General features: G+C 74.8%; 26 protein-coding genes. 10 read left to right on the top strand and 16 right to left on the bottom strand.

The features are described 5' to 3' along the window. Positions 1 to 70 precede the first annotated feature (70 nt). Entirely contained in the window at positions 71 to 1,615 is a 1,545-nt protein-coding gene (locus tag K1J57_RS24130; RefSeq protein WP_220560923.1) for an aldehyde dehydrogenase family protein, read from the bottom strand. Positions 1,616 to 1,808: 193 nt separating this feature from the next. On the opposite strand from K1J57_RS24130, the gene K1J57_RS24125 reads away from it, so the two are divergent. Continuing rightward, a complete protein-coding gene (locus K1J57_RS24125; RefSeq protein ID WP_220560922.1) occupies positions 1,809 to 2,870 on the top strand; it encodes a pyroglutamyl peptidase in 1,062 nt (353 codons plus the stop codon). A 95-nt stretch (positions 2,871 to 2,965) separates the two neighbouring features. Here the strand turns inward: K1J57_RS24125 and K1J57_RS24120 are convergent, their stop codons facing one another. After that, positions 2,966 to 3,205, bottom strand: a complete 240-nt coding sequence (locus tag K1J57_RS24120) for a hypothetical protein (protein ID WP_220560921.1) — start codon at positions 3,203 to 3,205, stop codon at positions 2,966 to 2,968. A gap of 391 nt (positions 3,206 to 3,596) precedes the next feature. Between K1J57_RS24120 and K1J57_RS24115 the strand changes: the two genes are divergently transcribed. Continuing rightward, the gene (locus K1J57_RS24115; protein WP_220560920.1) at positions 3,597 to 5,156 is read left to right on the top strand and encodes a polysaccharide deacetylase family protein; all 1,560 of its coding nucleotides are present in this window, start codon (positions 3,597 to 3,599) and stop codon (positions 5,154 to 5,156) included. Between the two features lie 142 nt (positions 5,157 to 5,298). Next, positions 5,299 to 6,036: a polysaccharide deacetylase family protein gene (locus K1J57_RS24110; protein WP_255646556.1), complete on the top strand. Its 738-nt coding sequence runs from the start codon at positions 5,299 to 5,301 to the stop codon at positions 6,034 to 6,036. Positions 6,037 to 6,055: 19 nt separating this feature from the next. On the opposite strand, the gene K1J57_RS24105 is transcribed toward K1J57_RS24110, so the two are convergent. Next, on the bottom strand, positions 6,056 to 7,513 hold the full coding sequence (locus K1J57_RS24105; protein WP_220560919.1) for an aldehyde dehydrogenase family protein: 1,458 nt from the start codon (positions 7,511 to 7,513) through the stop codon (positions 6,056 to 6,058). Between the two features lie 55 nt (positions 7,514 to 7,568). Between K1J57_RS24105 and K1J57_RS24100 the strand changes: the two genes are divergently transcribed. Further along, positions 7,569 to 8,198 (top strand): TetR/AcrR family transcriptional regulator, encoded by a 630-nt coding sequence (locus K1J57_RS24100; protein ID WP_220560918.1) that lies wholly within the window; start codon positions 7,569 to 7,571, stop codon positions 8,196 to 8,198. 238 nt (positions 8,199 to 8,436) lie between these two features. Continuing rightward, entirely contained in the window at positions 8,437 to 8,925 is a 489-nt protein-coding gene (locus K1J57_RS24095; protein ID WP_220560917.1) for a GNAT family N-acetyltransferase, read from the top strand. Positions 8,926 to 8,982: 57 nt separating this feature from the next. Here the strand turns inward: K1J57_RS24095 and K1J57_RS24090 are convergent, their stop codons facing one another. Both K1J57_RS24090 and rox read right to left on the bottom strand, forming a co-directional pair. Further along, positions 8,983 to 10,452, bottom strand: a complete 1,470-nt coding sequence (locus tag K1J57_RS24090; RefSeq protein ID WP_255646555.1) for a glycoside hydrolase family 43 protein — start codon at positions 10,450 to 10,452, stop codon at positions 8,983 to 8,985. Positions 10,453 to 10,549: 97 nt separating this feature from the next. Further along, positions 10,550 to 11,992, bottom strand: a complete 1,443-nt coding sequence (gene rox / locus K1J57_RS24085; protein WP_220560915.1) for a rifampin monooxygenase — start codon at positions 11,990 to 11,992, stop codon at positions 10,550 to 10,552. A 267-nt stretch (positions 11,993 to 12,259) separates the two neighbouring features. On the opposite strand from rox, the gene K1J57_RS24080 reads away from it, so the two are divergent. Together K1J57_RS24080 and K1J57_RS24075 are read left to right on the top strand one after the other, a co-directional pair. After that, positions 12,260 to 12,808 (top strand): GNAT family N-acetyltransferase, encoded by a 549-nt coding sequence (locus tag K1J57_RS24080; protein ID WP_220560913.1) that lies wholly within the window; start codon positions 12,260 to 12,262, stop codon positions 12,806 to 12,808. 258 nt (positions 12,809 to 13,066) lie between these two features. Beyond that, positions 13,067 to 13,759, top strand: coding sequence for a haloacid dehalogenase type II (locus K1J57_RS24075; RefSeq protein WP_220560911.1), 693 nt, complete (start codon positions 13,067 to 13,069; stop codon positions 13,757 to 13,759). 31 nt (positions 13,760 to 13,790) lie between these two features. Here the strand turns inward: K1J57_RS24075 and K1J57_RS24070 are convergent, their stop codons facing one another. Continuing rightward, a complete protein-coding gene (locus tag K1J57_RS24070) occupies positions 13,791 to 14,156 on the bottom strand; it encodes a hypothetical protein (RefSeq protein WP_220560909.1) in 366 nt (121 codons plus the stop codon). Between the two features lie 216 nt (positions 14,157 to 14,372). On the opposite strand from K1J57_RS24070, the gene K1J57_RS24065 reads away from it, so the two are divergent. Continuing rightward, positions 14,373 to 14,684: a hypothetical protein gene (locus K1J57_RS24065; RefSeq protein WP_220560907.1), complete on the top strand. Its 312-nt coding sequence runs from the start codon at positions 14,373 to 14,375 to the stop codon at positions 14,682 to 14,684. A gap of 18 nt (positions 14,685 to 14,702) precedes the next feature. On the opposite strand, the gene K1J57_RS24060 is transcribed toward K1J57_RS24065, so the two are convergent. From K1J57_RS24060 to K1J57_RS24045, 4 genes are all read right to left on the bottom strand, one after another. Then, the gene (locus tag K1J57_RS24060) at positions 14,703 to 15,356 is read right to left on the bottom strand and encodes a DUF2306 domain-containing protein (protein WP_255646554.1); all 654 of its coding nucleotides are present in this window, start codon (positions 15,354 to 15,356) and stop codon (positions 14,703 to 14,705) included. A 139-nt stretch (positions 15,357 to 15,495) separates the two neighbouring features. Continuing rightward, a complete protein-coding gene (locus tag K1J57_RS24055; RefSeq protein WP_255647232.1) occupies positions 15,496 to 16,104 on the bottom strand; it encodes a response regulator transcription factor in 609 nt (202 codons plus the stop codon). Positions 16,105 to 16,172: 68 nt separating this feature from the next. Beyond that, positions 16,173 to 17,297, bottom strand: a complete 1,125-nt coding sequence (locus K1J57_RS24050; protein ID WP_220560906.1) for a sensor histidine kinase — start codon at positions 17,295 to 17,297, stop codon at positions 16,173 to 16,175. 20 nt (positions 17,298 to 17,317) lie between these two features. Beyond that, complete coding sequence (locus K1J57_RS24045; protein ID WP_220560905.1) at positions 17,318 to 17,896, bottom strand: HD family hydrolase; 579 nt, start codon at positions 17,894 to 17,896, stop codon at positions 17,318 to 17,320. A 213-nt stretch (positions 17,897 to 18,109) separates the two neighbouring features. Here K1J57_RS24045 and K1J57_RS24040 point away from each other — a divergent pair, with 213 nt between their 5' ends. Next, entirely contained in the window at positions 18,110 to 18,514 is a 405-nt protein-coding gene (locus K1J57_RS24040; protein WP_255646553.1) for a GatB/YqeY domain-containing protein, read from the top strand. Positions 18,515 to 18,559: 45 nt separating this feature from the next. On the opposite strand, the gene K1J57_RS24035 is transcribed toward K1J57_RS24040, so the two are convergent. The 6 genes from K1J57_RS24035 to K1J57_RS24010 all read right to left on the bottom strand — a co-directional run bounded on the left by K1J57_RS24035 (position 18,560) and on the right by K1J57_RS24010 (position 25,732). Then, positions 18,560 to 19,195, bottom strand: coding sequence for a maleylpyruvate isomerase family mycothiol-dependent enzyme (locus K1J57_RS24035; protein ID WP_220560904.1), 636 nt, complete (start codon positions 19,193 to 19,195; stop codon positions 18,560 to 18,562). Positions 19,196 to 19,405: 210 nt separating this feature from the next. Continuing rightward, a complete protein-coding gene (gene fahA, locus K1J57_RS24030; RefSeq protein WP_220560903.1) occupies positions 19,406 to 20,626 on the bottom strand; it encodes a fumarylacetoacetase in 1,221 nt (406 codons plus the stop codon). Between the two features lie 81 nt (positions 20,627 to 20,707). Further along, positions 20,708 to 21,679, bottom strand: a complete 972-nt coding sequence (locus tag K1J57_RS24025) for a hypothetical protein (RefSeq protein ID WP_255646552.1) — start codon at positions 21,677 to 21,679, stop codon at positions 20,708 to 20,710. Further along, positions 21,676 to 22,881, bottom strand: a complete 1,206-nt coding sequence (locus K1J57_RS24020; protein WP_220560902.1) for a homogentisate 1,2-dioxygenase — start codon at positions 22,879 to 22,881, stop codon at positions 21,676 to 21,678. The genes K1J57_RS24025 and K1J57_RS24020 overlap by 4 nt, the downstream gene beginning before the upstream one ends. 48 nt (positions 22,882 to 22,929) lie before the next feature. Continuing rightward, positions 22,930 to 24,612: an FAD-dependent monooxygenase gene (locus tag K1J57_RS24015; protein ID WP_220560901.1), complete on the bottom strand. Its 1,683-nt coding sequence runs from the start codon at positions 24,610 to 24,612 to the stop codon at positions 22,930 to 22,932. A gap of 157 nt (positions 24,613 to 24,769) precedes the next feature. Beyond that, positions 24,770 to 25,732, bottom strand: coding sequence for an MBL fold metallo-hydrolase (locus K1J57_RS24010; protein WP_220560900.1), 963 nt, complete (start codon positions 25,730 to 25,732; stop codon positions 24,770 to 24,772). Between the two features lie 398 nt (positions 25,733 to 26,130). Here K1J57_RS24010 and K1J57_RS24005 point away from each other — a divergent pair, with 398 nt between their 5' ends. Beyond that, positions 26,131 to 26,673: a MarR family winged helix-turn-helix transcriptional regulator gene (locus K1J57_RS24005; RefSeq protein WP_220560898.1), complete on the top strand. Its 543-nt coding sequence runs from the start codon at positions 26,131 to 26,133 to the stop codon at positions 26,671 to 26,673. Positions 26,674 to 26,681: the final 8 nt, after the last annotated feature.

Here is a 26,681-nt window from a genome sequence, read left to right as displayed (position 1 = left end):
CACAAACATTTTTTCGCGCACGGAACCCCGGGCGACGGGGCGGGTCCGCGGACCCGCCCCGCCCCGCCTCCTAGAGGAACCGGACCCCCTGGGCCAGCGGCAGCTCACCGCCGAAGTTCACCGTGTTGGTGGCCCGGCGCATGTACGCCTTCCACGAGTCCGAACCCGACTCCCGCCCGCCACCGGTGTCCTTCTCCCCGCCGAACGCCCCGCCGATCTCCGCACCCGAGGTGCCGATGTTGACGTTGACGATCCCGCAATCGGACCCCGCCGAGGACAGGAACCGCTCCGCCTCCTGCTGGTCGCGGGTGAAGATCGCCGAGGACAGCCCCTGCGGCACCCCGTTGTGCAGCTCCACCGCCTCCTCCAGGGTGCGGTAGGCCAGCACGTACAGGATCGGCGCGAACGTCTCCCGGCGCACCACCTCGGTCTGCCCCGGCATCCGCACCACCGCCGGCTCCACGTAGTAGGCGTCCTTGGCGTCCTGCTCCAGCCGCCGCGCCCCGCCGACCAGCACCCGGCCCCCGTCGGCCTCGGCCCGGTCCAGGGCCTCGCGCATCGCCGTGTACCCGCGCTCGCCGATCAGCGGGCCCACCAGCGTCTCCTCGGCGAACGGGTCGCCGATGCGGTCCTCCAGCTGCCGGTAGGCGGCCACGACCTTCTCCGCGACCTCATCCACCACGTCCTCGTGCACGATGAGGCGGCGCAGGCTCGTGCAGCGCTGCCCGGCCGTGCCCGCCGCCGCGAACACGCTGCCGCGCACCACCAGGTCCAGGTCGGCCGAGGGGGCCACCACCGCGGCGTTGTTGCCGCCCAGCTCCAGCAGGTACCGGCCCATCCGCGCCGCCACCCGCGGCGCCACCGCCCTGCCCATCGCCGTGGACCCGGTCGCCGACAGCAGCGCCACCCGCGCGTCGTCCACCAGGGCCTCGCCCACCGACCGGTCCCCCAGCACCACGCGGTGGACGTCGTCCGGCGCCCCCGTCTCCCTCGCGGCGCGCATCAGCAGCGCGTGGCAGGCCAGCGCCGTCAGCGGGGTCAGCTCCGAGGGCTTCCACACGACCGTGTCACCGCACACCAGGGCGATACAGGTGTTCCACGACCACACCGCCACCGGGAAGTTGAACGCCGTGATCACCCCGACCACGCCCAGCGGGTGCCAGGTCTCCATCAGCCGGTGCCCGGGCCGCTCCGAGGGCATGGTCCGCCCGTACAGCTGGCGGGACAGGCCCACCGCGAACTCGCAGACGTCGATCATCTCCTGGACCTCGCCCAGCGCCTCGGAGCGGATCTTGCCCGCCTCGATCGTCACCAGCTCGGCCAGGTCGCCCTTGTGCTCGCGCAGCAGCTCCCCCAGGCGGCGCACCAGCGCCCCGCGCACCGGGGCCGGGGTGTCCCGCCAGGCCGGGAAGGCGGCGTGCGCCGCCGCCACCGCCCGCTCGGCGGAGGCCGCGGTGTCGAACTCCACGGGGAACAGGATCCCCCCGGTGACGGGGGTCCGCGCGGTCCCGGCGGCGCCCACCGGCTCGCGCAGCCGGTCCACGCCGCACCGGGCCAGCGCCTCCCTGGCCCGCTCGGCGAGGTGTTCGGTGTCGGGGAGTCCGGAAGTGTGCATGTGCGACTCTCTTCGTCGAGAGGGGGCAGGACACTCAACACCCTGCCAAGTCCGGGGCCGCCGGTCCAGCCCCGCCGTCCAGGTTTCGCGGCGCGCCCGATCCCCGTTCCCCGGGGCGCCCCCGCGCGGCGTTAGACTCGCGAGCGCCCATCCCCCGGCCGCACCGGCCGACTTCGAGACAGACAGCGATCCCGTGCACCACGACACCACCCCCGAAGAGGACCGCGCCGACCTCGACGTCCCCCGAAGGATCCTCGACCGCTCCGGTTTCGGAGCCGCCGTCCCCCTCTTCGCCGCCGACCTCAACGACGCCGCCGACACCGAGGCGGCCCGCCAGGCCGTCGCCGCCCACGCCTCGCGGCTGTGGACCGAGGCCGCCCGCACCGACGTCGGGACGGTCGACGACCGCCCCCTGTACTGGGCCCGGCTGCGGCTGGCCGCCCGCCTGCGCACCTGGCGGCCCGCCTTCGACCTGGCCGAGGAGGACCGCGCCGGGCTCCTGCACCTGCTGGAGACCGCCTCGCGCGGCATCACCGAACTGCTCTTCCCGCCCGGCGAGCGCCTGCTGCGCATCGTCGTCACCGGGTTCGACCCCTTCCGCCTGGACGAGGACCCCGCCTGCGCCAACCCGTCGGGGGCCGCCGCCCTGGACCTGAACGGGTGGACCTTCCCCGTGGGCGGGCGCACCGCCGTGGTGCGCACCGCGGTCTTCCCCGTGCGCTGGGCCGACTTCGACGCGGGCCTGGTGGAGGAGGCCCTGGGCCGGGTCCACGGTGAGGCCGACGCCGTCCTCACCCTCAGCCGCGGCCGCCCCGACCGGTTCGACCTGGAGGTGTGGAACGGCGTGTGGCGCGGCGGCGGCACCGACAACCTGGGAGTGGCGCGCACCGGCCGGGCCCTGCCCCCGGACGCGCCCGAGTGGACCCGCTCCTCCCTGCCCGTGGAGGAGATCGCCGCCCGGGTCGGCGGACCGGTGGTGGTCAACACCGAGGTCACCGAGGTCCCCGCGGGCGGCGGCGCACCGGTCGTGCGCCCCGGCGGGCCCACACCGGGCTCGGCGGCCCGGCGCGGGGGCGGCGGCGACTACCTGTCCAACGAGATCGCCTACCGCAACACCCTGCTGCGCGACCGGGCCGGGTCCTCGATCCCGGCGGGGCACGTCCACCTGCCCCGCACCGGCTCCACCGGCGAGCACGCACCGGTGCTGGCCCGGGTGCGCGAGATCGTCGCCGCGGTGGCCGCGACCCTGGCCTGAGCCGGAAAAAGGGAACGGCGGGCGCGCGGCCGGGAAGGCCGCGCGCCCGCCGTGTCACCGGGCCGTGCCGGCCGTGGCCGGCCGGCGGGGGCCCGTCAGTACGAGGACAGCGCCGTCAGGTACCAGGCCCCGTACAGGACCATGTAGATGATGCCGACCACGATCCCCACGCCGAACAGCACCCAGGAGATGATGGTGCACGTCTTGGCGGCCTTGGGGTTGCTGGTGGCCAGGGACGCGCCGATGACGCCCAGGATCAGGCCGATGAGGGCGAAGCCCCAGCACACGCACAGGCCGATGACGTTGGCGATGATCGCGCCGATGGCCGCGCCCATGCTGAAGGGCGGCTCCTGGGGCCCGTGGCCGCCCGGGGGCGGGTAGCCGCCGGGGCCGCCGGGCGGGGGCGGCGGGTAGCCGCCCGGTCCGCCGGGGGGCGGGGGATAGCCGCCGCCCGGAGGGGGATAGCCGCCGGTTCCTCCCGGAGGCGGGGGGAAGTATCCTCCGGTTCCGCCGTTGGGCGGCTGGCCGGGGCCTGGACCGTAGCTCATGAGTCCCTTTCGAAACAGATGCGTGGAGCGGACACCACGTTAGAGGGTGGGACGCCCGGCCCGGGCCACGGGTTCGCCTCTCCGCGCTTGTTCACTCTCCCCCAAAATCATGACAGAGAGTATTCAATCGGGCGCGTTCTGATTATTGTTTCGGTGGCCCCTTCGATATGGTCCCCTCGTGCCTGTCACCTCGATTAGCCGAAAACTCGCCGTCACCGCCGTTCTGGGCCTGCTCCTGGTACCCGGCTGCCACGCAGCGGAACCGGCCCTGCCCTATGCCGAGGCGGTGCGCATACCACTCGACGCGTGGCCTGCGGTGCAGGTGGGAACGCGTTCGGTGGCCACCGACGCCGGCACGGTCGGGTACCGCTACCCGATCCTGGGGCCGGACCACCCGCTGACCACGGAGATCCACACCTCCATGGCCGAGCGCCAGACCGAATTCCTGGAGGACCTGCCCGAGAACGGCACGCCCGAACTGCTCCAGGACGCGACCATGCTGGCCGCCTCGCCGAAGGTGGTGGGCGTCCGCGTCACCGAGACCGTCAAGGCCGGCGTCAACGAGACCTTCGGCGCCCGCACCCTGTGGTACGACGCCGAACACGACACCGTCCTGCCCTGGACGTCGCTGTTCCGCGACGAGGAGGCCATCGAGAGCGCCCACCTGGCCCTGGCCGGCGTGCTGGAGGACGACTACGACATGCCGACCGAGCAGCTGCCCGGCCTGGTCGGCGAGGTGGCGCTGCGCGCCGCCCAACAGGAGGAGGCCCCGGACTCCGGGCCCGGCGAGGCCGGGGTCGGCTCCGCACCGCCCTCCCCCGGCGCCACCGGCGAGGACACCGCCCCGCTGGACCTGTCCGACCCCGAGCAGGCGCTGCGCGCCGCCGAGCTGTGGGAGGGCTCGCCCCTGGCCGACCTGGCCTTCAGCACCGCCGGCGGACTGGCGGTGCGCATGGAGCCGGGCGACGTGCCCGAGGCCGGGCGGGTCAGCGAGGTCCTGCTGCCGGTCCAGCCCGAGGACACCGAGGGCCTGCTGTCGGAGCTGGGCTACCACGCGCGGGAGGCCGCCCTGTCCGGCGAGCCCGACTTCCCGCTGGACGGGGAGCTGTCGGCCGAGGGCGACAGCCTGGACTGCTCACGCCTCAAGTGCGTGGCGCTGACCTTCGACGACGGCCCGGGCGAGGACACCGAGCGGCTCCTGGACATGCTCGCCGAGTACGACGCCCGCGCCACGTTCTACGTGCTGGGCTCGCTCGTGGGCGAGTTCCCCGAGGTGGTGGAGCGCACCCACGCCGAGGGGCACGAGATGGGCAACCACTCCTGGAAGCACGACGACCTGGCGGGCAAGTCCGAGGCGGGGGTCGCCGAAGACATCACGCGCACCAACGAGGCGGTGCGGGCGATCACCGGCTCCGACCCGCTGACGATCCGCCCGCCCTACGGCTCGCTCAACGGGACCGTGCGCAGGGCCGTGGACCAGCCGCTGATCCTGTGGGACGTGGACACCATGGACTGGCAGAGCCGCGACACCGCCAAGGTCGCCGGGCACGCCCTGGAGCACACGACGGCGGGCAGCGTGGTGCTGTTCCACGACATCCACCCGAGCACGGTGGACGCCGTTCCCGAGGTACTGGAGGGTCTGCACCGGAAGGGCTACCACTTCGTGACCGTCACCGACCTGTTCGGCCTGGAGGCGCTGGCCCCGGGCGACGTCTTCACCGACGCCCGCGTGAACTGAGGGCGCCCCGGGCGCCGGACGCGCGAACCCCCGCCGTGGCGGGGGTTCGCGTATTTCATTCCCCCACGGACGTAAAGAGCGGTTCGTCACTTCGTGGGCGTTCACCTTTTCCCAGGTCACGGGCTCGCATACATTCTCCTGCGTGAACGTTACCTTTCCGAAACCCAAACTCGCCCTGGCCGCCACCGGCGGCCTCGCCCTCGCCGCCCTCCTGATCCCCGCCTCGCCCGCCGCGGCCGACACCGTCCTCAAGGCCGAGGCCAAGAGCATCGCCGCCCCGGACTGCACCAAGGAGAAGTGCGTCGCCCTGACCTTCGACGACGGCCCCGGACAGTACACCGACAAGGTCCTGGACACCCTCGCCGACCACGACGCCAAGGCCACCTTCTACCTGCTCGGCTCCAACGTGGGGAACTTCCCCGACACCGTGGAGCGCATGGCCGACGAGGGCCACGAGATCGGCAACCACTCCTGGAAGCACGACGACCTGGCCACCCTGTCCGGCTCCGCCGTCAAGGACGACATCGAGCGCACCGACAAGGCCATCGAGGACGTCACCGGCGAGAAGCCCGCCACCGTGCGCCCGCCCTACGGCTCTCTCGACGACACCGCCCGCGAGGCCATCGACAAGCCCATCGTCCTGTGGGACGTGGACACCCTCGACTGGCAGAGCCGCGACGCCGGCGCCGTCACCGACGTCACCCTGGAAGAGACCGACCGGGGCAGCGTCGTCCTCTTCCACGACATCCACGAGAGCACCGTGGACGCCATCCCCGGCATCCTCGACGGACTCGCCGACGACGGGTACGAGTTCGTCACCGTCTCCGACCTGGCCGGGGACGACCTGGAGCCGGGCGTCGCCATCACCGACGCCCGCTAGCCCCGCGACCCGCCGCGGCTCACAGCATCCGCCGCAGGATCTTCTCCTTCAGGTCCGTGATCGGCGCGTAGGCCACCCGCATGGTGTCCAGCACCAGCGACTTGTCCAGCACCGACTTGGTGTGCGAGAACGTGTCGATGGACGCCGTCGAGTGGTAGGCGCCCATGCCGCTCTCGCCCACACCGCCGAACGGCAGGTCGGGTACGGCCAGGTGCGCGATGGGCAGGCCGAACGCCAGGCCGCCGGAGGAGGTCTCCGTGGTCAGGCGGCGCTTGGTCTCCTCCGACTCGGTGAACGCGTACAGGGCCAGGGGCTTGTCCCGCTCGTTGACGAACGCGATCGCCGCGTCCAGGTCCGGCACGCCGACCACCGGCAGGATCGGACCGAAGATCTCCTCGGCCATGACCGGGGTGTCGGCCGTGACGTCGCCCAGCACCGTCGGCGCGATGTACAGGTCCCCGCGGTCGTGCCGCCCGCCCGCCACCACCGTGCCGCTGCCCAGCAGCGCGACCAGGCGGTCGAAGTGGCGCTCGTTGACGATGCGCCCGTAGTCGCCGCTGGCCTTGGGGTCCTCGCCGAACATCTCGGTGATCGCGGCCGCCAGCTCCCGCTGGAGCGCGTCCGCCGTGCCGCCGACGGCCAGCACGTAGTCCGGCGCCACACAGGTCTGGCCCGCGTTGGTGAACTTGCCCCACGCCAGCCGCCGCGCCGTGGCGGCCAGGTCCGCACCCGGCTCCACGATGGCGGGACTCTTGCCGCCCAGCTCCAGGGTGACCGGCGTCAGGTGCTTGACCGCCGCCGCCATGACGATGCGGGCCACCTGGCCGTTGCCGGTGTAGAAGATGTGGTCGAAGTGCTGCTCCAGCAGCGCGGTGCTCTCGGGGACACCGCCCTCGACCACGGCGACCGCCTCCGGGTCCAGGTACCGGGGCACCAGGTCGGCCAGCAGCGCCGACGTCGCCGGCGACAGCTCGCTGGGCTTGATCACCACGGCGTTGCCCGCGGCCAGGGCGCCGACCAGGGGGGCCAGCGCCAGGTTCACCGGGTAGTTCCACGGGCTGATGATGAGCACCGTGCCCAGCGGCTCGCGGACCGTGCGGGCCCTGGCGGGGGCCAGTGCCATCGGCACCGGCACGCGCCGGGGGCGCAGCCACGACGCCAAGTGCTTGAGCGTGTGGTCGATCTCGTTGACGACGAAACCGATCTCGGTGGTGTGCGCCTCGACGGGGCTCTTGCCCAGGTCGGCCTTGAGCGCCTTCTCCAGCGCGGGGCGCTCCTCCACCAGGAGGGCGCGCAGCCGCCGCAGCTGGGCGCGGCGCCAGGCGACGGGCTTGGTGCGGCCGGAGGCGAAGGCGGCGCGCAGACCGCGCACGAGCGCGGAGATCTCCGCGGCGCTGTCGCCGTCGATGGGGGCCGGCGCCGCGGTCTGAACGGTGGCCTGCCGGATGGTCGGGGTGCCAGGGGTGTCGTTCGTCATAGCCGGATACTAAACGAAACCTTTTCGTTTTGACCAGGGACCGTAGGATGCTGCCATGACCACGGACCATCTGCCCGAGACGACGCCCCGCCGCGGAAGGCCGAGGGACGCCGCCCGGGACCGCGCGCTGATGGACGCCACCCTGGACGAACTCCGCCTGCACGGCTACGGCGGACTGACCACCGCCGCCGTCGCCCGCCGCGCCGGCGTCTCCACCGCGACCCTGTACCGCCGCTGGCGCTCCAAGGAGGACCTGGTGCTCCAGGCCGCGGCGGTGTGGTGCGAGGACCTGGGCCCCGACCGCGACACCGGGACCTTGCGCTCGGACCTGGGCGAACTGCTGCACGACAAGGCCACCGCCCTGGACGGCCCCTCCGGACAGCTGCTGCGCGCCATCCTGGGCGAGGCGGCGCACAACCGGGCGCTGGCCGACGTGCTGGTGAGCGAGTACGTGGCCCCGTTGCAGGACCGCGTGGCGGCCATCGTGGCCCGCGCGGCCGACCGGGGGGAGATCCCCCCGGTGGAGGACCCGGTGGTGGTGGGCGAGCTGGTGATCGGGCCGATGGTGACGCACACGTTCCTGGTCCCGCACGAACCGGGCGGGCGCCCGGGACGGGACATGGCGGAACGGCTGCTCCCCTACCTGCTGAGGGCGCTGGGGGCTCGGGACGTGTCCGGCGGATGATTCCGCCCCGCGTCCTCCGGGCCGGCCCGCGCTCCTTCGGCGCGAGCACCGGACCGCACGGGGGTGTCCGTCGAACACGCTTCAGGAGGGGGTGTGCGGCGCAGCCGCACGCCTCTTCGTCTCTTGGTCCTGTAGTTTCCCGAACCCCCGCCTTTACGACGTAGATTCAATCGGGGGCGCCGGTCGGACCGCGCAAACGACTTGCGGGGGCACGAAGCCGAACACCACACTGTCCGCCATGCACATCCGCACCGCGCTCCCGGCCGACTGGCCCGCGATCTGGCCCTTCCTCCACCGGATCGTCGCCGCCGGCGACACCTTCACCTATCCCCCGGACCTGGGCGAGGAGGCCGCGCGCGACATGTGGCTGCTCCCCGAGCCGGACCGGACGGTGGTCGCGGTGGACGGCGACGGCCGCGTCCTGGGCACCGCCAAGATGAACCGCAACCACGGCGGGAACGCCTCGCACATCGCGAGCGCCAGCTACATGGTCGACCCCGCCCACTCCGGCAGGGGGGTGGGGCGGGCCCTGTGCGAGTACTCGCTGGACTGGGCGCGCGCGGCGGGCTACCGCGGGATGCAGTTCAACGCGGTCGTGGAGGGCAACGAGCGGGCGGTGGGGCTGTACCGGTCGCTGGGGTTCGAGGTGGTGGGAACGCTGCCGGAGGGGTTCGCGCACCCGCGGAAGGGGTTCGTGGGACTGCACATCATGTACCGGAGGCTGTGAGCCCGGATCCCGTCCGGGGGCCGAACGGCCCGGCCGTCCGCGACTCCCCCGGCGCCGTCAGGTGCCGCCCAGGTACTCCACGGAACGCACCGCGATCCCGCCCCCGGCGCAGGAGACGCCGACCATGCGGCCGGTGAACCCCCCGGCCACCTCCGTGGACAGGTACCGCCCGTCCAGCCGTGCCAGCTCGGTGGTCCCGCCGTCCGGGGTGCGGACACCGGCGACGAGCACGTCCGGCCCCCGCTCCCTGCTGTACAGGGGCGCGGTCGGGGGCACCGCGCGCAGTTCGAGCTCCGTCCCCGGCCGCAGGGGGAGCTCCCCCAGCACGGTGGTGAGCGGCCCGGCCTGCGCCACGGCGCGCACCCGGTCCGCGTCGACCTCCAGCGCGAACCGGTGGGCGGGGTCGATGCGCAGCTCCAGGGCGCCGGTCCCGCCGTCCGCGGCGACGACCGCCCGGGCGGTCATGGTGGTGTGCTCCTGGCGGCGGCCCACGAACACCCGGCCGGGGCCGGGCGGGGCCATCCGCCACCGGTCCCCCGCCCACCGCAGCACACGGTCGGGGAGGACGCCGGCGCCGACCCAGTCGGGCCCGATCACGCCGTCGGCGAGGACCGACCGTACCGGGGGCCGCGGCGAGGGTTCCAGCGGGCCGGAGACCACGGGCCAGCCGTCCCTCCAGGAGACCTCCGCGGCGAACGTCTCCCGGCCCAGCACGTGCCAGCCGGGGAAGGAGCCCGCGGGGCGCACGCCGAGGAACACCATCGCCCACGACCCGTCGGGGCGTTCGACCAGGTCGGCGTGGCCGGTGTTCTGGACCGGGCCGGGGGTGCCCCGGGCGGTCAGCAGGGGGTTGTCCGGGCAGGGCTCGAACGGGCCCTGCGGGGAGGGCCCGCGGGCGACCGTGACCGCGTGCCCGGGACCGGTGCCGCCCTCGGCGATCACCAGGTACCACCACCGGCCGGCCCGGTACAGGTGCGGCCCCTCCGGGTCCCTGCCGCCGGTGCCGCTCCACAGGGTGCGCGGCCCGGTCAGCAGCTCGCCGGTGGCCGGGTCCAGGACGGCCTGGCGGATCCCGCCGTCCGACCAGGTGAGCAGGCACCGGCCGTCCTCGTCCCACGCCAGGTCGGGGTCGATGCCGCCCGCCCCGCGGATGCGGACGGGGTCCGACCAGGGGCCGGCGGGGTCGGACGCGGTCATCAGCAGGTGGCCGGGGCCGGCGGAGACGTCGGTCGTCACCAGGTGGAAGGTGCCGTCGCGGTGGCGCAGGGTCGGGGCGTACACGCCGCCCGAGGGGCCGGCGCGGGCCGCCAGGTGCGCGGGGCGGTCCATCACATGGCCGATCGGCTCCCAGGCCAGCAGGTCCCGGGACCGGAACAGCGGGACCCCCGGCGCGTACTCGAAGCTGGAGCACGCCAGGTAGAAGTCGTCGCCCACCCGGCAGACGGTGGGGTCGGGGTGGAAGCCCCCGAGAACGGGGCGGGTCGGCAGTACGCCGGCCGGGGAGGAGGGCGCCTCGGGCTCGATCACGCGACGAGTGTGGCACGTCGCGGGCGCGCCCGGAAGGGGCCCGCCCGGAAAGCGCGCCTCCCCTCGGCGGAGGCGCTCCCGGGCGGCCCGTGCGGGGTCAGGCGGCCGCGGGTCCGAACCACCGGGACAGCGCGTCGGGCAGCCCCTCCCGGTCGCGCCCCACCCAGACCGCGTGGCCGTCCGGGCGCAGCAGCACCGCGGGCACGTCCATCTCCGCCAGCTCCTCGCTGTCATCGACGACGTGGTCCACCCGGTCCCGCCACCCCTGTGCCGACAGGCTCCCCGTCCGGTCCAGCAGCAGTCCGCGGCCGCCGTGCATCAGCCCGTACAGGCGCCCGTGCTCCTTCAGCTCCACGTCCCGCAGCCGCGCGCCCAGCAGCGGGTGCCCCTCCGCGCCCACGTCGTAGCGGATCCCCGTGGCGATGATCTTCTCGGTCAGGTACCGGTTCACCTCCTCGATGTCCATCAGCTCCGACACCAGGCGGCGCGCCGCCTGCGGCCCCGGCTCCGGGGACATCAGCTCCATCTGCGCGCGGGTGTTGTCCAGCACGTCGGCCGCCACCGGGCGGCGCTCCGCCTCGTAGGTGTCCAGCAGCCCCGCCTGGGCCCGGCCGCTCACCTCGGCGGCCAGCTTCCACCCCAGGTTGAAGGCGTCCTGGACGCCCAGGTTGAGCCCCTGCCCGCCCACCGGCGGGTGGACGTGCGCCGCGTCCCCGGCCAGCAGCACCCGGCCGACCCGGTAGCGGTCCGCCAGCCGGGTCGCGTCGCCGAAGCGGGACATCCAGCGCGGGGAGTGCACCCCGAAGTCGGTGCCCGCGTACTCGCGCAGCTGCCGTTTGAAGTCCTCCAGGGTCGGCGCGGCGGTCCGGTCCGGCGCCACCCCCGCCGCGGGCACGACCACCCGGTGGACCCCGTCGCCCATGGGGCCGATGCCGAACCGCATGTGGGTCCTGCGGACCTCGGCCATCGCCGCCGCCAGCTCCTCCGGCGACGCGGTCACCTCCATCTCGCCCAGCAGCGTCTCCGTCCGGCTGGGCTCGCCGGGGAAGCCGACGCCCAGCAGCCTGCGCACGGTGCTGCGGCCGCCGTCGCAGCCGACGAGGTGGCGCGTGCGCAGCCGTGTCCCGTCGGCCAGTTCGACGTCCACCCCCTCCGCGTCCTGCTCCAGGCCGACCAGCTCGCGGCCGCGCCGGATGTCGGCGCCGGCCTCGGCGGCGTGCTCCTCCAGCAGCCGGTCGATGGTCGTCTGCGGGATGGCGAGCACGTAGCCGTGCGCGGTGTCGAGCCCCGCGGGGGCGGGCTTGCGGATGGCGGCGAAGAACCCGCCCAGGGGGTGCTCGCGCCCCTCCGCGAGGAACCGGCCCAGCAGGCCGCGCTGGTCCATCACCTCGATGCTGCGCGCGTGCAGCCCCAGGGCGCGGACGAAGGGCGGCCGCTCGGCCTCCTTCTCCAGCACGACCACCTCCACCCCGTGCAGCCGAAGTTCGGCGGCCAGCATCATGCCGGTCGGCCCCCCGCCGGCGATGACCACGTCGATCATGTGTCCCCCGTTCGGTGCGTGTCGATGGCGGCGCGCCCCTCATCGGGTCCCGGGGATCCCGCCGGCGGCGGCCGCGATCGACGATTCTGCGCCCTGACCCGGGTCTTGCCGCAAGCCCCGGGGTGCGCTATAGATTGAGAGTGGCAGGAGGTTCCCGGAACCCCTGCCTTTCGCTTTGGGGCGGCCTTCTTCTCGGGCCGCCGCATCCGCTTGCGGGGTCCTGTAATTCCCTGAGTTCTCGCCCGGGGATGTGCTACTTTGCCCGCCATGTCTGAACTCGGGCCCGATATCTGGCCGCCCTCCCCGATCAAGACCGAACGCCTCGTGCTCCGTGAGACCGAGGCCCGGGACCGTGAAGCGTTCATCGACCTGTTCTCCTCGCCGGAGGTGGGCACCTACCTCGGCGGACCGCAGCCGCGCGAGGACCTCGAACGCGCGATGCCCGAGGTGCCCGGACGGCGCCCCGGCCTGTTCGCGGTCGAGCTGGACGGGGCGATGGTCGGCATGACCACGCTCGACCGGCGCGACCCGGAACGCCCGGGCCACGTGCGTCCGGAGGGCGCGGAGGCCGAGCTCGGCTACCTGTTCCTGCCCCGGGCCTGGGGGCACGGGTACGCCGCCGAGGCGTGCGCCGCGGTGCTCGACTGGTTCGCCGGGGCGCTGCCCGGCGAGCCGGTGGTGCTGTGCACGCAGACCGCCAACGACCGCGCGATGCGCCTGGCGGCGAGGCTGGGGTTCACCGAGGCGGAGCGGTTCGAGGAGTACGGCGCCGAACAGTGGTTCGGCGTGTGGTCCCCGGCCGCGCCGACCGGCTGAGCCGGGCCGGCCCCGAAGGGCGCCGCCCCGGCCGGGGCGCGGGCGCAGCCGTCGCGGTCCCGGCGGTACCGGAAGACGGGGAAGGTACGCTCCGCGGCGGAAAGGTCCACCGCGGCCCCCGCGGGTCCGCGCCCCTCCCCCGTCGGGGCCTCCCCCGGCCACCGGCGGCCGGGCGGGCCGACCCGCCGCCCGTGGAGGCCGCCGTGGCGCCCCGGCGGGGTCCTCCGCCATCCGACACCAGACGATTCAGGAGGCCCCATGGCTCCGCTCCCCGATGTGGACGTGGTCGTGTTCGACATCCTCGGCACCATGGTCGACGAACCCGGCGGGATCGCACGCGGTATCCGCTCGCTGCCCGCCCGGCTCGACGACGCGCGCGTGGACGGCCTCGTCGCAACGTGGCAGCGGCATGTCGAGGAGCGGCAGCGGGACATCCTCGCGGGCCGCCGCCCCTACACCGACAGCACCGCGATCGACCGGGAGGCCGCCGAACGCGTCGCCGCCGAGGCCGGTGTCGCCGACGCGGACGCGGTCCGCGCGCTGGCGGACTCCGCGCAGCGCCTGGATCCGTGGCCGGACTCGGTGTCGGGCCTGGAGCGGATCGCCGCGCGCCTGCCCGTGATGGGGCTGTCGAACGCCGGCCGTCCGGCGCTCACCCGCATCAACACCCACGCCGGGCTGCGCTGGCACCAGGTGCTCTCCGCCGAGGACGTGCGCGGGTACAAGCCCCACCCGGACGTGTACCGCCTCGCCGTGGCCAACACCGGCCTGGCGCCCGAACGCCTGCTCATGGTCGCCGCCCACGCCTGGGACCTGCGCGGTGCCCGAGCCGTGGGCATGAGGACCGCCTACGTCGAACGCCCCGTCGGGGACCCGCCCCGGCCGGCGGACGCCTTCGACCTGAGCGCGGCGGGCCTCGACGGCCTGGCCGCGCTGCTCACCGCCGACTGACGGCCCGCCCCGGGACTCTCCGGGACACCCCTCACGGGGGAGTGAGGATGGGGCGGACCGCCCCTCCCGTCCTCGGGCAGGTCCAGGCGGGGACCCCCGAGACCAGGCGGGCGGTCGGGGGGTGCGGGTGGCCGGGGCAGGGCGGCAGCGGCCGCCCGAGGGCCTGCTCCACGGCGGCGTCCTGGAGGCCGTCGGCCAGGTGGACCACCGCTTCGGCGTCGGTCATGGCGGCCTGGAGGTAGGAACCCGCGGCGGTGCCGTCGGGGAACCACAGCACGACCTCCACCTCCCCGCTCTCCGGCCGGGACTCCACCACGAGGTCGCGCAGGGGCGGGTCGCCCAGGCCGCGCAGGATCTCCTCCGCCCAGGCGCGCACCGGCGCGCGGACCACGTCCATCTCCGGCCTCCGTTCTCCGTCTCCGCGGCTCGGCGCGGCGTGCGCACGGGGCCACCGCGAACCGCCGCAGATGACCGGCACCGGCACGGTTCAACGGCATATCGGGGCGATATGCGGTGACGTCCGCGCGGTTCCGGTTCAGGACCTTGGGTTCCGCTTCCGGAAGATATCCCGACACCCCCGCGAACCGAATCCTCCGACTGTACAAAGGACCTCATGCGCTCACTCTCGGACACGGACCCCCTGCTCCTCCCCCGCCGGACCGTCGGCCCCGGGAACCCCTACGCCCTTCTCCCGGCCGGACGGCCCCACGGCGCCCCGCACGGGGAACCGCCCTCCGCGGGACCGGGCCGCAGCCACCGGAGTCCGCGTCCGGGCCCGGCCGACGGGAACCGGGGCCTCCGGCTCGCCTGCGCGTCCGCGGCCACCGCCGCCGCGCTGCTGGGCCTGGTGGAGTTCGCCTCCCGGTACCAGGCGTTCGGCGGGCCCGGCTCCGTCGGCCACTGCCTGCTCACCGGCGGCTCGTAGCGGCCCGCCGCCCCGCGGTCAGCGCCGGGCCGGGGCCGCGGCACGCTCCCCCGCGGCCGCCGGACCGCGGCGGACGGCCCACTCGGCGACGGCGAGGTTGACGACCCACCCCGCCGCCATCAGCACCGTCCGGGTGGCCTCCCCCGGCTGTCCCGGCAGCAGCACCCAGGGCAGGTGGGTGAACACCTGGGTCCCCGCCCCCAGCCCGATCGCGTACCCGCGGGTCATCCAGGCCCGGTGCCCGGCGATGTCGCCGCGCCGGACGGCCGCGAACCCCAGCAGGACCGCCGCCGCCATGGCGCTCCCGAACACCAGCCGCACCAGGGTCAGCGAGGCGCCCTCCCCCTCGTTCAGGGGGTAGGCCAGGCTCATCCACACCCCCGTCAGGGCCGCGACGAGCCCCAGCGGGACCAGCAGGCGCCCCGACAGGCGGTGCCAGCGGCGGCGGCGCAGCCCGGGCGCGAACTGCAGGGCGCCCAGCAGGCAGTAGGGCACCACGGCGACGATGTGCAGCACCACGGGCACCGGGTCGGCGAAGAACCGGGCGTTGTCCGGGGTGACCGGCCCGCCGCCGAGGTCGCCCAGGCGCACTCCGCCCGCGATCACGGGCACGGCGCTGAGCAGGATCAGCAGAACGGGTACGGGCCACTCGCGTCGGGCGGAGGGGGTCACGACGGGTCCTTTCACTGCCGCGGCGGGCACCGCGCCCGCCGCCGTGCTCCGATCGTGGCCGCCGGGCCGGTGCCGGGGCATCGGCATTCGGGCCGGGTCCGGGTCCGCCGGAAGGAGGAGGGCCGACTCGTCCTTCCGGTCAGCGCGGCGTGTTCCCGGCCCTCCCGGTCTCGTAGGCCCACATGGCGACCTCCACCCGGTTGCGGGCGCCGAGCTTGGCCATGATGCCGGCGATGTGGGTCTTGACCGTGCTCACCGCGATGTAGGTCTCGCGGGCGATCTCGTCGTTGGTCCTCCCGCGGGCCACGGCCCGCAGGATCTGCTCCTCCCGGTCCGTGAGCGCCTCGGCGGGCTGCTCGGGAGGCCCGGCGGGGCGGTTGCGCGCGAACGCGTCGAGCAGCCGCCGGGTGACGCCCGGGGCGATGAGCGCGTCGCCCGCGGCGGCGGCCCGCACGGCCTGGGCGAGCAGGTCGGCCCCGGCGTCCTTGAGCAGGAACCCGCGGGCCCCGGCCCTGAGCGCGGCGTACACGTACTCGTCGAGGTCGAACACGGTGATGACGACGACGGCGAGGGGGTCCTCCACCCCGGGGCCGGCCAGCAGGCGCGTGGCCTCGATGCCGTCGGTGCCGGGCATCCGGATGTCGAACAGGCACACGTCGGGGCGCAGGCGCCGCGCCAGCGCGACGGCCTCGCGGCCGTCGGCGGCCTGGCCGACGACCTCGATGCCCGGCTGGGCGTCGAGGATCATCGTCAGGCCGGTGCGGACGATCTCCTGGTCGTCGGCGACGACCACCCGGACGTGTCCGTGACCGCCGCTCACGCGGCCGCCCCGGTCCGGGGCAGGTCGGCTGCCACGGTCCAGCCCCGCCCGGGGCCGGGCGCGGCCCGGCAGGTGCCGCCGAGCAGTTCGGCCCGTTCGGCCATGCCGATGAGCCCGTAACCGGTCGTGCTCCGGGTGACGGGGTCCCCGTCGTCGCTGACCCGCAGGTGCACCGACGTGTCGTCGGCGGTGACGCGCACCCGGACGCGGGTGGCGTTGCGGGCGTGCCTGCGCGCGTTGGCGACCGCCTCCCGGGCCAGGCGGTGGACCGCGGCCGCCACCTCCGGCGGCAGGTCGTCGAGGCCGTCGTCGACCTCCACCTCCACGGCGGGGCCGCCGGAGTCCCCGGCGAGCGCACGCAGGTCGCCCACCCGCGGGTGGGGCACCCGCGCCGCGGGGCCGTCCTCGTCCCGGCGCAGAACGCGCACCAGGGCGCGCATCTCGGTCAGGGCGCGGGCGGCCTCGGCCTCGATGACCTCCAGGGCGTCGACCGCGGCCCCGGGCCGCGTCCGCGCCACCGCCAGCCCGGCCTGGGCCCGGATCGCCATCGCCGAGACGTGGTGGGCGACGGTGTCGTGCAGGTCGCGGGCGATCCGTTCGCGTTCGAGCAGGCGGGCCCGCTCGAACTCGCGCTCGCGGGCCCCGGCCCGGTACCGCACCGCCGCGCCCAGGGCCGCGGCCGAGAAGAGCACGGCCCCGCCCAGCGTGTCGGCGGGTGCGCCGAAGAGGACGGGGACCGCCACGTTGGCGAGCATGACGGCCGAGCCCGCCGCGATCTCCCGGCCGGATCCCCAGCGGAAGAGCGCGTAGGGCAGCAGCAGGAAGCAGACCGTCGTGTACAGCGGGGCGCTCTGGCCGCCCAGGACCGCTGTGGCCAGGCCGGAGAGGCCGAAGGTGGCCGCGACCACCGCCAGCGGACGGGTGCGGCGCAGCGGCAGCAGGGCGATCAGGCCGACGGTCAGGAGCAGCGTCGGGATCCGCCACGGCAGGTCGGGGCGCAGCACGGCCTCGGCCACCGCGGCGGCCGCGAGCACACCCGCGAGCGCCAGGTCCCGTCGTGGCCGCGACGGCGGGCGAGGGGGCCGGGGCTCGTCCCACAGGGAGCGGAGGAGGCCGCGCACACGGCCAGGGTACAGGGGGCTCAGCGGCCCATGGCGGTGCGGACCCAGTCCAGGGGTTCCTGCGCCAGCACCGCCGCGGCGAGCGCCCGTCCCCCGTCCGTGGCGATCCGCTCCAGGCTGGAGTCGATCCACCGCTGTGCCGCCGCGTGCCCCTGCGCCCGGTACTCCACGGCCTGGATCAGGCACTCCAGTTTGTCGGCGTCCTTGGCGCAGCGCGCCTCCGGGGTGTCCTGCTCCTCGTAGGCGGCCACGGCGGAGCGGACCATCGCGCCCACCGCTTCCGGGACTCCCCCGGTCTGGTCGGCGGCGATGTCCCGGGCGTCGGGCTTGGCCTCCAGGTACTTCTGCGCCAGGTGGTGGAGGTCGCCGGTGCGGGTCTCGCCGGTGTCGTGCCATACAGCGATCAGCGCGGCCTTCGCGGGGTCGGCGCCCTCCATCGACGCCAGCACCGACGCGATCAGGGCGGTCCGCCACGAGTGCTCGGCCACCGACTCGGGGTCGCGGACCCCGGCGACCCACCAGCCGGTACGGCGCTGGTTCTTGAGCGTCCCGGCCTCGAACAGCAGGTGTGCGATGCGGGCCGGCCCGTCGTCGCCCATGGTCACGTCCTTCCACGTCGGGGGCGGCGGGTCGCGCCCCCCGGACATCCAACTACATCCGGCCCCGGTCCGCCCGGGTTTCCACCACCCGCAGGAAGGGAGTCCACTGACACTCCCTATCATTCCCTTTCGAGTTGCCTGTCAGGGAATGAAAGAGTACTTTCAGTACGTTCCGGCTTCGTACCCCGAGGCCCCGGAGGAAGGAGGGACGACGTGGACACGCCACCCGGGCACCGCCCGCCCCAGGAGCTGCGCGCGCTGCTGCGCGCCGACCTGGTCGCCGCGATGAAGGCCCGCAGGCCCGAGGCCGTCTCAGCGCTGCGCACGGCCCTGGCCGCCATCGAGAACGCCGAGGCCGTCACCGCCCCCGCGGGCGGCGGGGCGGCCGGGAGCGAGCACGTCGCCGGCGCGAGCGCGGGCGTCGGCTCGACCGAGGCTCCCCGCCGCCGCCTGTCCGCCGAGGACGTCCACGGCCTGCTGCGCGCCCAGGTCGACGAACGGCGGGCCGAGGCCGAGCGCTACGCCGCCCACGGGCGGCACGACGCCGCCCTGCGCCTGCGCGCCGAGGCCGACGTCCTCGCCGACTACCTCACCGGCGCGGGGGACGCAACGGTGTGACCCCGCGGGGCCGGGCGGCGGAGCCCGCCGCCCGGCCCCGCCGGCTCATCCGTCCAGGCGCCCGCGCAGCACCTCCACCCCGTCCCCGCTCAGGTCGCCGAGGTGCGCGGACCGCCCGGTCATCGCCATGATCAGCGCGAGCGTGCTCCCGGCGACCCGCGGCCCCTCCCCGGCCGCGAAGGAGCCGTCGGCGGCCTCCAGCCGCAGGTCCGCCACCCGGCTCCTGGCGACGACGACCTGGTCCGAGCCCCGGTAGTACTCGGCGACCCGCGTCAGGGTGCCGACGGGCCGGTCGGCCGCGATGCCCAGCGGGCGCCGGATGTCCTCGCCGTGCACGACGGCCTCGCCCAGCATGGCGATCCGGGGCAGCGGCGGCGAGGTCGTGCTCGACACCACCGCGCGGAAGCGGGCGAGGGTGTCGGCGCCGGAGTCCCCCATCTGCTCGGCCAGGCGCATCGCGACCTGGGCGTCGAAGTCGAACCGGCAGCGGACGACACCGGCGAACCACCGGAGCCCGTTGAGGCTCGCCCCGGCGGTCAGGTGCGCGAGGACCTCGCGCACCGTCAGCCCGTCGCACAGCGACGGGGTCGCCCAGTCCTCCTCGGACAGCCCGGCGAGGTCGTCGGCCAGGGCGGCGCGCTCGGCGTGGACCAGGGGCCACAGGTCCTCTCCCCGCCTCATTCCGGCCGCCTCCGCCGAACGCCGCCCTCGGGTCCGCCCTGCGCCATCGGGTCCTCCAGGTCGTCGGTACCGGTCCTACGGTCACGGGCGATCCTGCCCCACGGTTCCGACAATCCTCCGGCCCGGCGGCGGAGCCGGGTCCCCGGGGCGGCGCGTTCCCGGGACCGCGCCCCGGAGGGCGGGGCGGGGCCCGCGGCCCCCGCCCGGCGCCTACACGGCGGGCAGGATCCGCCCGCTCACCTCGCCGAAGTGGACCAGGGTCCCGTCCGGGCCCGGGGCGGTCGCCGTGATGGTGACCTCGTCCCCGTCCTCCAGGAAGGTGCGCTCGGTGCCGTCCGGCAGCCGCAGCGGCTCCTTGCCGCTCCAGGTCAGCTCCAGGAAACAGCCCCGCTGCCCCACCTCGGGGCCGCTCACCGTGCCCGAGGCGTACACGTCGCCGGTGCGCAGCGACGCCCCGTTGACGGTCATGTGGGCGAGCTGCTGCGCCGCCGTCCAGTACATCTGCGAGAACGGGGGCCGCGACACCACGTGCCCGTTGAGCCGGACCTCCAGCCGCAGGTCCAGGCCCCAGGGCTGTGTGCCGCGCAGGTAGGGCAGCGGCTCGGGGTCCTGGGCGGGCTGCTCCACGCGGGCCGCCTCCAGGGCGGCCAGCGGCACCACCCACGGGGAGACGGACGTGGCGAACGACTTGCCCAGGAACGGGCCCAGCGGCACGTACTCCCAGGCCTGGAGGTCGCGCGAGGACCAGTCGTTGAGCAGGAACACGCCGAAGACGTGGTCGGCGAAGCCGTCCACCCCGACCCGCCCGCCCATCGGGCTGGGGGTGCCGACCACGAAGCCCACCTCGGCCTCGATGTCCAGCCGCACCGACGGCCCGAAGACCGGGGACGGCTCGGTGGGCGGCTTGCGCTGCCCGGTGGGGCGGACGATGTCGGTGCCCGACACCACGATGGTCCCGGAACGGCCGTGGTAGCCGATGGGCAGGTGCTTCCAGTTGGGGGTGAGCGGCTCCTGGTCGGGGCGGAAGATCCGGCCGACGTTGGTGGCGTGGTGCTCGGAGGCGTAGAAGTCCACGTAGTCGGCGACGGTGAACGGCAGGTGCAGCCGCACCGACGCCCGGTCCACCAGGTGGGGGCGCAGGGCCTCCTCGCGGGCGGGGTCGGTGAGCCAGTCCGCCAGGTCGGCGCGGACCCGGTCCCAGACGGGGCGGCCGGCGGCCAGCAGCGCGTCGAGGTTCGGGGTGCGGAGCAGGTCGGCGTGGGGGGAGCCGGCGGTCAGGGCCGCGGCCCCCAGGTCCAGGACGTGGGAGCCGACGGCGACGCCGATACGGGTGCCGCGGTCGTCGCCGGGGCCGGTGTCGTACACCCCGTAGGGCAGGGTGGCCAGGCCGAACTCGGTGTCCTGGGGCAGGTCGATCCAGCTGTCGGGCATGGGGTGCGCGCTTTCTGGGTGCGGCCCGCGGCCGGGCCGTCGGTTCCGGCCCGGCCGCGGGGGTGGTCGTTCGTCGGCGGTTCAGGGGCTGAGCGCCCCGAGGACGATGAGGTCCTCCAGCGGCTCGATGATGCTGCACGTGCCGAAGGAGCGGAACGCGGCCCGGACCGAGGCCGCCTCCCCGGCGGTGAGCCCCTTGGCGCGGGCGGCCAGGGCTCCGCCGTCCCGGTCGGCCAGGACCGCGGCCGCCTCGGCGGCGCTCCCGCCCCGGACCAGGGTGTCGGTGGCCAGCAGCACGTTGAGGAAACCGTGCTGCTCGAACCCCTCGGCGGTGGTGTGCCGGACGGCGTGGTGCAGCCCGGCGGTGCACTTGAAGGGCACTCCGAGGTCGACGGCGGCGTACAGGTACGCGGCCAGCTCGTCCTCGTCCGGGTGGGCCTGTGCGGTGACCCCGCCGGTGCGGAACTTGGCGCGGAGCCCGGCGGAGGCGAGCGCCGCCAGGTCCGCACGGGCCCCTTCGGGCCCGCCGCCACGGGAGACCTCCACGTACCCCTCGGCCCGCTCGTGCCGGTCCGCGCCGTCGGACGGGCGGGAGTCCCCACGGGAGACCTCCACACCGCGCCCCCGGACCCGCTCATGCCCGCCCGACCCGTCGGGGAGGTGGGCGTTGAGCACGGCGGCCACCCCGTCGGCGCCGCCGGGCGGGGCGGCGACCTCCAGGCCCCTCAGGCGCAGGGCGGGGTCGGCCAGGACCGCCTCGACGGCGGGGGCGACCCCGTCGGCGCCGCCGGGGACGGTGACCACGACCCCCAGGGGCGGGTGGTCGCCGTCCTCACGGGACAGCACCGCGCGCAGCTCGGCCACACGGGCGTCGGAGACCAGGAAGGGGCCCACGTAGGCGGCCCGGGACGAGGTCCGGTGCCCGCGGTGGGCGGGCAGGGCCTCGCCCATGGGGGCGTTGCCGGGCGGGAACAGGGCGGCGTCGTCGAACAGGGAGCGGTACAGGGCGTCCCCGGCCCCGCCCGCGCCCGCCGCCGCGTCGGCGCCGCTCACGACTCCCGCCTCCCTCCGGCCCAGGTCCAGGCGTAGGCGCCGTCGTCGCAGGCGGTCCCGCCCTCGCCCAGGTCCAGGGGCCGGAAGGTGTCCACCATGACGGCGAGCTCGTCGAACCGCTCGGCGCCGATGCTGCGCTCGTAGGCGCCGGGCTGCGGGCCGTGGGAGTGGCCGCCCGGGTGCAGCGAGATGGAGCCCTGCCCGATCCCGGAGCCCTTGCGGGCCTCGTAGTCGCCCCCGCAGTAGAACATGACCTCGTCGGAGTCCACGTTGGAGTGGTAGTACGGCACGGGGATCGCCCCGGGGTGGTAGTCCACCTTGCGCGGCACGAAGTTGCAGATGACGAAGTTGTGGCCCTCGAACACCTGGTGGACGGGCGGCGGCTGGTGCACCCGGCCGGTGATGGGCTGGAAGTCGTCGATGTTGAACGCGTACGGGTACAGGCACCCGTCCCAGCCGACCACGTCGAAGGGGTGGGTGGGGTAGGTGTAGCGGGTGCCGGAGATACCGCCGGGGCCGTCGCCGCGGTGCTTGATGAGCACGTCCACGTTCTCGCCCTCGACCAGCAGCGGCTCGGAGGGGCCGCGCAGGTCGCGCTCGCAGTAGGGCGCGTGCTCCAGCAGCTGCCCGTAGCGGGACAGGTAGCGCTTGGGCGGGGCGATGTGGCTGTTGGCCTCGATCACGTAGGCGCGCAGCGGCTCGTCGCCGGTGGGCACCCAGCGGTGGGTGGTGGCCCGGGGCAGGATGACGTAGTCGCCGCGGCCGACCTCCAGCAGGCCGAACACGGTCTCCACGCGGGCGCTGCCGGACTCCACGTACACGCACTCGTCGCCGATGCCGTTGCGGTACAGCTCCGAGGGCGCCCCGGCGACCACGTAGGAGATGCGCACGTCGTCGTTGCCCAGGACCAGGCGGCGCGACTGGACGACGTCGGCGGCCTTCCACTCCTGGTCGTCGAAGAGCGAGTGCAGCCGCAGGTGGCGCGGCACCATCGGCGCGTTGCGGGTGCGGCTCTGATCGGGGACCTCCCACTCGGCGGCGTCGACGATGGCCGACGGGATCGCGCGGTGGTAGAGCAGCGAGGAGTCGGCGGAGAAGCCCTCCTCCCCCATCAGCTCCTCGTAGTACAGGCCGCCCTCGGGGGTGCGGTGCTGGGTGTGGCGGGTGCGGGGCACCTCGCCTACCTGGCGGTAGTAGGCCATGGCATGTCCTCCAGGTGGTCGTCGTGGTTCGTGCGGTCGCGCCGGGCGTCAGAGCGCGGGCGCCGGTCGTTCGGGGGCGGCGGCCCGCCCCAGGCAGGTGCGGACGGCGGCGGCGACGGCCCCGGTGTCGGCGGCGTCGACGACGGCGGCGATGTGGGCGTCGGGCCGCAGCACCCACACCCCGCCGGGGTGGCAGTCCAGGGCCTTGGCGAGGGCCCCGGTGGTGTCGATGTCGGCGAGGTGGAACGCGGCCACGGGCGCGCCGGTGGCGCCCCGGGCTGCGGCCAAAACGCCGTCGCGGGCGGCGTCGGCGTCGGTGCCCTCCGGGAGGGGGCCCAGCAGCAGGGTGACGCCCTCGCGGAGCAGGGACCGCAGCCGGGTCGGCGCGTCCCCGCCGGACGGGCCGCCGGGCACCTCGACCGGGGCGTCGGGGGCGATCACGCCGGGGCAGGGCTCGGGGGCCCGGCCGCGGGGCGGGCGGCCGCCGAAGGGGAACCGCGCGTTGGGCGTGGTGAGCGGGGAGTCCACGTACCAGAAGGGCTCGGCCAGGCGCCCGGAGTCGACCCGGGCGCGGGCGGCCTCGTCGGTGAGCGCCTGCTCCAGGACGCTCACCCGCGTGGTGTGCTCGGCCTCGTCCTGGGGGACGAGGAAGCGCATGGTGGCGCCGGTGATCTCGGCGTTCTCCAGAGCGGCGGCGTGGCGTTCGGTGTGGTAGGTCTCCAGGAACTCCTCGTCCGCCCACCCGGCGCGGACGTAGGCGATCTTCCAGGCGGCGTTCTCGGCGTCCTGGACGCCGGAGTTGAGCCCGCGGGCGCCGAACGGCGCGACCAGGTGGGCGTTGTCGCCGACGAGCAGGATGCGGCCCGCGCGCATGCGGTCCACCACCCGGGTGTGGAACCGGTACACCGAGTGCCAGACGATCTCGTAGGGCTTCTCCCCGATGATCTGGCGGATGCGGGCGTCCAGTCGTCCGCTGGCCTCCTCCGCCTCCAGGTCGAAGTCGGCGGGGACCTGCCAGTCGATGCGGAACACCGAGTCGGGACAGGGGTGGATGAGCACCTGGCGGCCGGGGTTCCACTCGGGGTCGAAGTAGAAGCGGCGCTCGCGGGCCCAGTCGCCCAGGTCGGCGCGGATGTCGCAGATGAGGAAGCGGTCCTGGAAGCTGGTGCCCTCGAAGCCCAGGCCCAGGGCGCGGCGGACGACGCCGCCGTGGGCGCCCAGGCAGGACAGGGCGTGGGTGCCGCGCAGGCGGACCGGGCCGGCGGGGGTGTCGCAGGTGACGGTGACGCCGGTGTCGTCCTGCTCGATGCCGGTGACGGTGTGGTCCCAGGAGATCGCCACCCCCGCCTCGGCGAGGCGGCGGTCGAGGATCTCCTCGGTGCGGGACTGGGAGATGTTGACGAAGGGCGGCAGGGGGGAGGCGCCCGGGTCGGCGAGGCGGACGCTGAACAGCTCGCTGTCGCGGTAGAAGGTGCGGGCGGTGTCCCAGGTCAGGCCCTCTTCGGCGACCTCTCCGGCGCCCACCCAGTCCCACACGTCCAGGACGTCGCGCTGCTGGCAGATGGCCTTGGAGCCGACGGCGTCGCGCTCGGGCCGGGAGTCGACGATGCGGACGGGGACGCCGCGCCGGGCCAGCAGCAGGGCCGCGGTCTGGCCGACGGGGCCGGCGCCCAGGACCAGGACGGGCTCGGCGGAGGTGTCGGCGGGGGGTCGTGGAGCGGGAGGTCGCATGTCGGGCTCCTGGGCGTCGGCGCCCCTTCGGGGCGGGGGTGGTCGGTGGGCGGCCCCGGCGGCGGGACGGGTGCCCGCCGCCGGGGCGTCGGCGGCCGCGGGTCCCCCGCGGGAGGTTCCCCTCCCGCGGGGGCGGGGCTCGGCCCCGGCGGTCCGCTCAGGCCTGGAGGAGGTCCCAGACCTCGCGGTCGCGCTCGGCCGTCCAGATGACGGGGCGCTCGATGCCGGAGAACTCGTCCCACAGGCGCGAGACGTCGAAGGGCAGGCAGTGCTCGAAGATCGGCCAGTGGCCGTAGTCGTCGACGAGGGCGGCGTGGGTGGCCTCGAACGCCTCCTTGAGGGTGCCGCCGCGCTCGTGGACGCCGCCGACCTCGCGGATCATCACGTTGAGGAAGTTGCGGGTCTGCTCGATGGCGGCGTCGACCTCCGAGCGGCCGCGGCTGACCGCGCCGCGCCCGCCGACGAGCATCTCGGCGCCCAGGGCCTTGACCCTGTCCAGGGTGGCGCCGGCCCAGTCCTTGTGGAAGGCGTCGCCGGTGTAGAGGGCGGCCTGGGCCTCGACGAGGTCGCCGGCGAAGAGGATCTTCTGCCGGGGCAGCCAGGCGACGATGTCGCCCTCGGTGTGGCCGCGGCCGAAGTACTCCAGGACGAGTTCGCCGCGGTCGCCGCCCAGGTCGATGGTGGTGCGGTCGGCGAAGGTCTGGGTGGGCCAGGTCAGGCCGGGCACGGAGCCGGCGTCCTTGGCCAGGCGGGGCATGCGGCCGAACTCGCTGGCCCAGTCCTCCTTGCCGCGCTCGCGGATCAGCTCGTGGGTCTTCTCGTGGGTGAGGATGATCTCGGCGTCGAAGGCGCTGGCGCCCAGGACGCGGACCGCGTGGTAGTGGGAGAGCACCAGGTAGCGGACGGGCTTGTCGGTGTGCTCGCGCAGCTTGGCCAGCCACTCGCGGGCCGCGGTGGGCGTGGCCAGGGCCTCGAACGCCACGAGGAAGTCCTCGCCCTCGATGGCGCCCACGTTGGGGTCGCCCTCGGCGGTGAGCGCGTAGACGCCGTCGGCCAGGACCTCCAGGGTCTGCTGCTTGGCCTCGGTGTCGGCGGACGAGGCGAACGGCTTGGCTGCCATGGTCGTCGGGACCCCTTCACTCGCTCCGGGCGGCGGCCGCCGCCCATAATGATCAAACGTTTGATGATTCAGACCATAACGTGCTCTGCGTCACCGGACCAAGAGGCGCAGAGCCACCTCGCCGGTGATACAGGTCACACTGTACGCCTGTCGGCCGCCGACGGCAGGGCACCGACCTGCCCCGCTCCCCCACTCTCCCCACGGCGCGCACGACACCCCCGCCTCCCCGCGGCGGGTCGCGGTCCCCCCGGGAACGAAGAACGGAAAAAGCGCCGCCTCCACCCCGAAAAGAGCATTCGCCGCGTTCCACCCGTCCGCCGTCACCACTGAACAAGGCGCCCACGGAAAGGGAAAAGCACGGTAAACACGGCCCGGACCCCAGGTATTAGGCTGGTCCCGTGACCCATGACACCGCACCCCCCAGCAGTGACCTCACCTTCTGGTCGTTCGTCGACTACGCGGTGCAGAAGGCCGAGCAGGAACTCCCCTCCGTCAACGCCGACGCCATGCGCATGGTCCTCACCCTCAACCGGGCCACGAGCATGGTCATCTACGACCTGGAGTCCACGGTCCACCGGCCGCGCGGGCTCACCTGGCCCGGATTCCGGGTGATCTTCGCGCTCTGGCTGGCCGGGCCGATGGAGGCCAAGACCACCGCCGAGATCTCCGGCATGAGCCGGGCCGCCCTGTCCGCGCTGCTCAACACCCTGGAGCGCGACGGACTCATCCTGCGCGAGCGCGCCACCCACGACCGCCGCGCCCTCCAGCTCAGCCTGACCGAGGCGGGCTACCACGCCATCCTCGGCGGGTTCCGCGCCCACAACCGCCGCGAGTCCGCCTGGGCCGAGGCCCTGGAGCCCGAGGAGCGGCGCGAGCTGGTCCGCCTGCTCAACAAGCTCATGGCCGGGTCCACCGACGCCCAGGCCAAGTTCCGCAACTGAGGGCGCCC

The organism is Nocardiopsis sp. MT53, assembly GCF_019598965.1.
GTDB lineage: Bacteria > Actinomycetota > Actinomycetes > Streptosporangiales > Streptosporangiaceae > Nocardiopsis > Nocardiopsis changdeensis.
The sequence above is the reverse complement of the archived record's forward strand: the minus strand, read 5'-3'. Positions and strand labels throughout refer to the sequence as shown.

Excerpts from the sequence above, each read along its gene's own strand:
- fahA (WP_220560903.1), bottom strand. The coding sequence starts at position 20,626 with ATGCCCGACAGCTGGATCGACCTGCCCCAGGACACCGAGTTCGGCCTG.
- K1J57_RS24100 (WP_220560918.1), top strand. The coding sequence starts at position 7,569 with ATGACCACGGACCATCTGCCCGAGACGACGCCCCGCCGCGGAAGGCCG.
- K1J57_RS24055 (WP_255647232.1), bottom strand. The coding sequence starts at position 16,104 with ATGATCCTCGACGCCCAGCCGGGCATCGAGGTCGTCGGCCAGGCCGCC.
- K1J57_RS24035 (WP_220560904.1), bottom strand. The coding sequence starts at position 19,195 with ATGAGGCGGGGAGAGGACCTGTGGCCCCTGGTCCACGCCGAGCGCGCC.
- K1J57_RS24080 (WP_220560913.1), top strand. The coding sequence starts at position 12,260 with ATGTCTGAACTCGGGCCCGATATCTGGCCGCCCTCCCCGATCAAGACC.
- K1J57_RS24120 (WP_220560921.1), bottom strand. The coding sequence starts at position 3,205 with ATGGGCGCGGCCATCGGCGCGATCATCGCCAACGTCATCGGCCTGTGC.
- K1J57_RS24130 (WP_220560923.1), bottom strand. The coding sequence starts at position 1,615 with ATGCACACTTCCGGACTCCCCGACACCGAACACCTCGCCGAGCGGGCC.
- K1J57_RS24015 (WP_220560901.1), bottom strand. The coding sequence starts at position 24,612 with ATGCGACCTCCCGCTCCACGACCCCCCGCCGACACCTCCGCCGAGCCC.
- K1J57_RS24010 (WP_220560900.1), bottom strand. The coding sequence starts at position 25,732 with ATGGCAGCCAAGCCGTTCGCCTCGTCCGCCGACACCGAGGCCAAGCAG.
- K1J57_RS24105 (WP_220560919.1), bottom strand. The coding sequence starts at position 7,513 with ATGACGAACGACACCCCTGGCACCCCGACCATCCGGCAGGCCACCGTT.
- K1J57_RS24065 (WP_220560907.1), top strand. The coding sequence starts at position 14,373 with ATGCGCTCACTCTCGGACACGGACCCCCTGCTCCTCCCCCGCCGGACC.
- K1J57_RS24070 (WP_220560909.1), bottom strand. The coding sequence starts at position 14,156 with ATGGACGTGGTCCGCGCGCCGGTGCGCGCCTGGGCGGAGGAGATCCTG.
- K1J57_RS24095 (WP_220560917.1), top strand. The coding sequence starts at position 8,437 with ATGCACATCCGCACCGCGCTCCCGGCCGACTGGCCCGCGATCTGGCCC.
- K1J57_RS24075 (WP_220560911.1), top strand. The coding sequence starts at position 13,067 with ATGGCTCCGCTCCCCGATGTGGACGTGGTCGTGTTCGACATCCTCGGC.
- K1J57_RS24045 (WP_220560905.1), bottom strand. The coding sequence starts at position 17,896 with ATGGGCGACGACGGGCCGGCCCGCATCGCACACCTGCTGTTCGAGGCC.
- rox (WP_220560915.1), bottom strand. The coding sequence starts at position 11,992 with ATGATCGACGTGGTCATCGCCGGCGGGGGGCCGACCGGCATGATGCTG.
- K1J57_RS24020 (WP_220560902.1), bottom strand. The coding sequence starts at position 22,881 with ATGGCCTACTACCGCCAGGTAGGCGAGGTGCCCCGCACCCGCCACACC.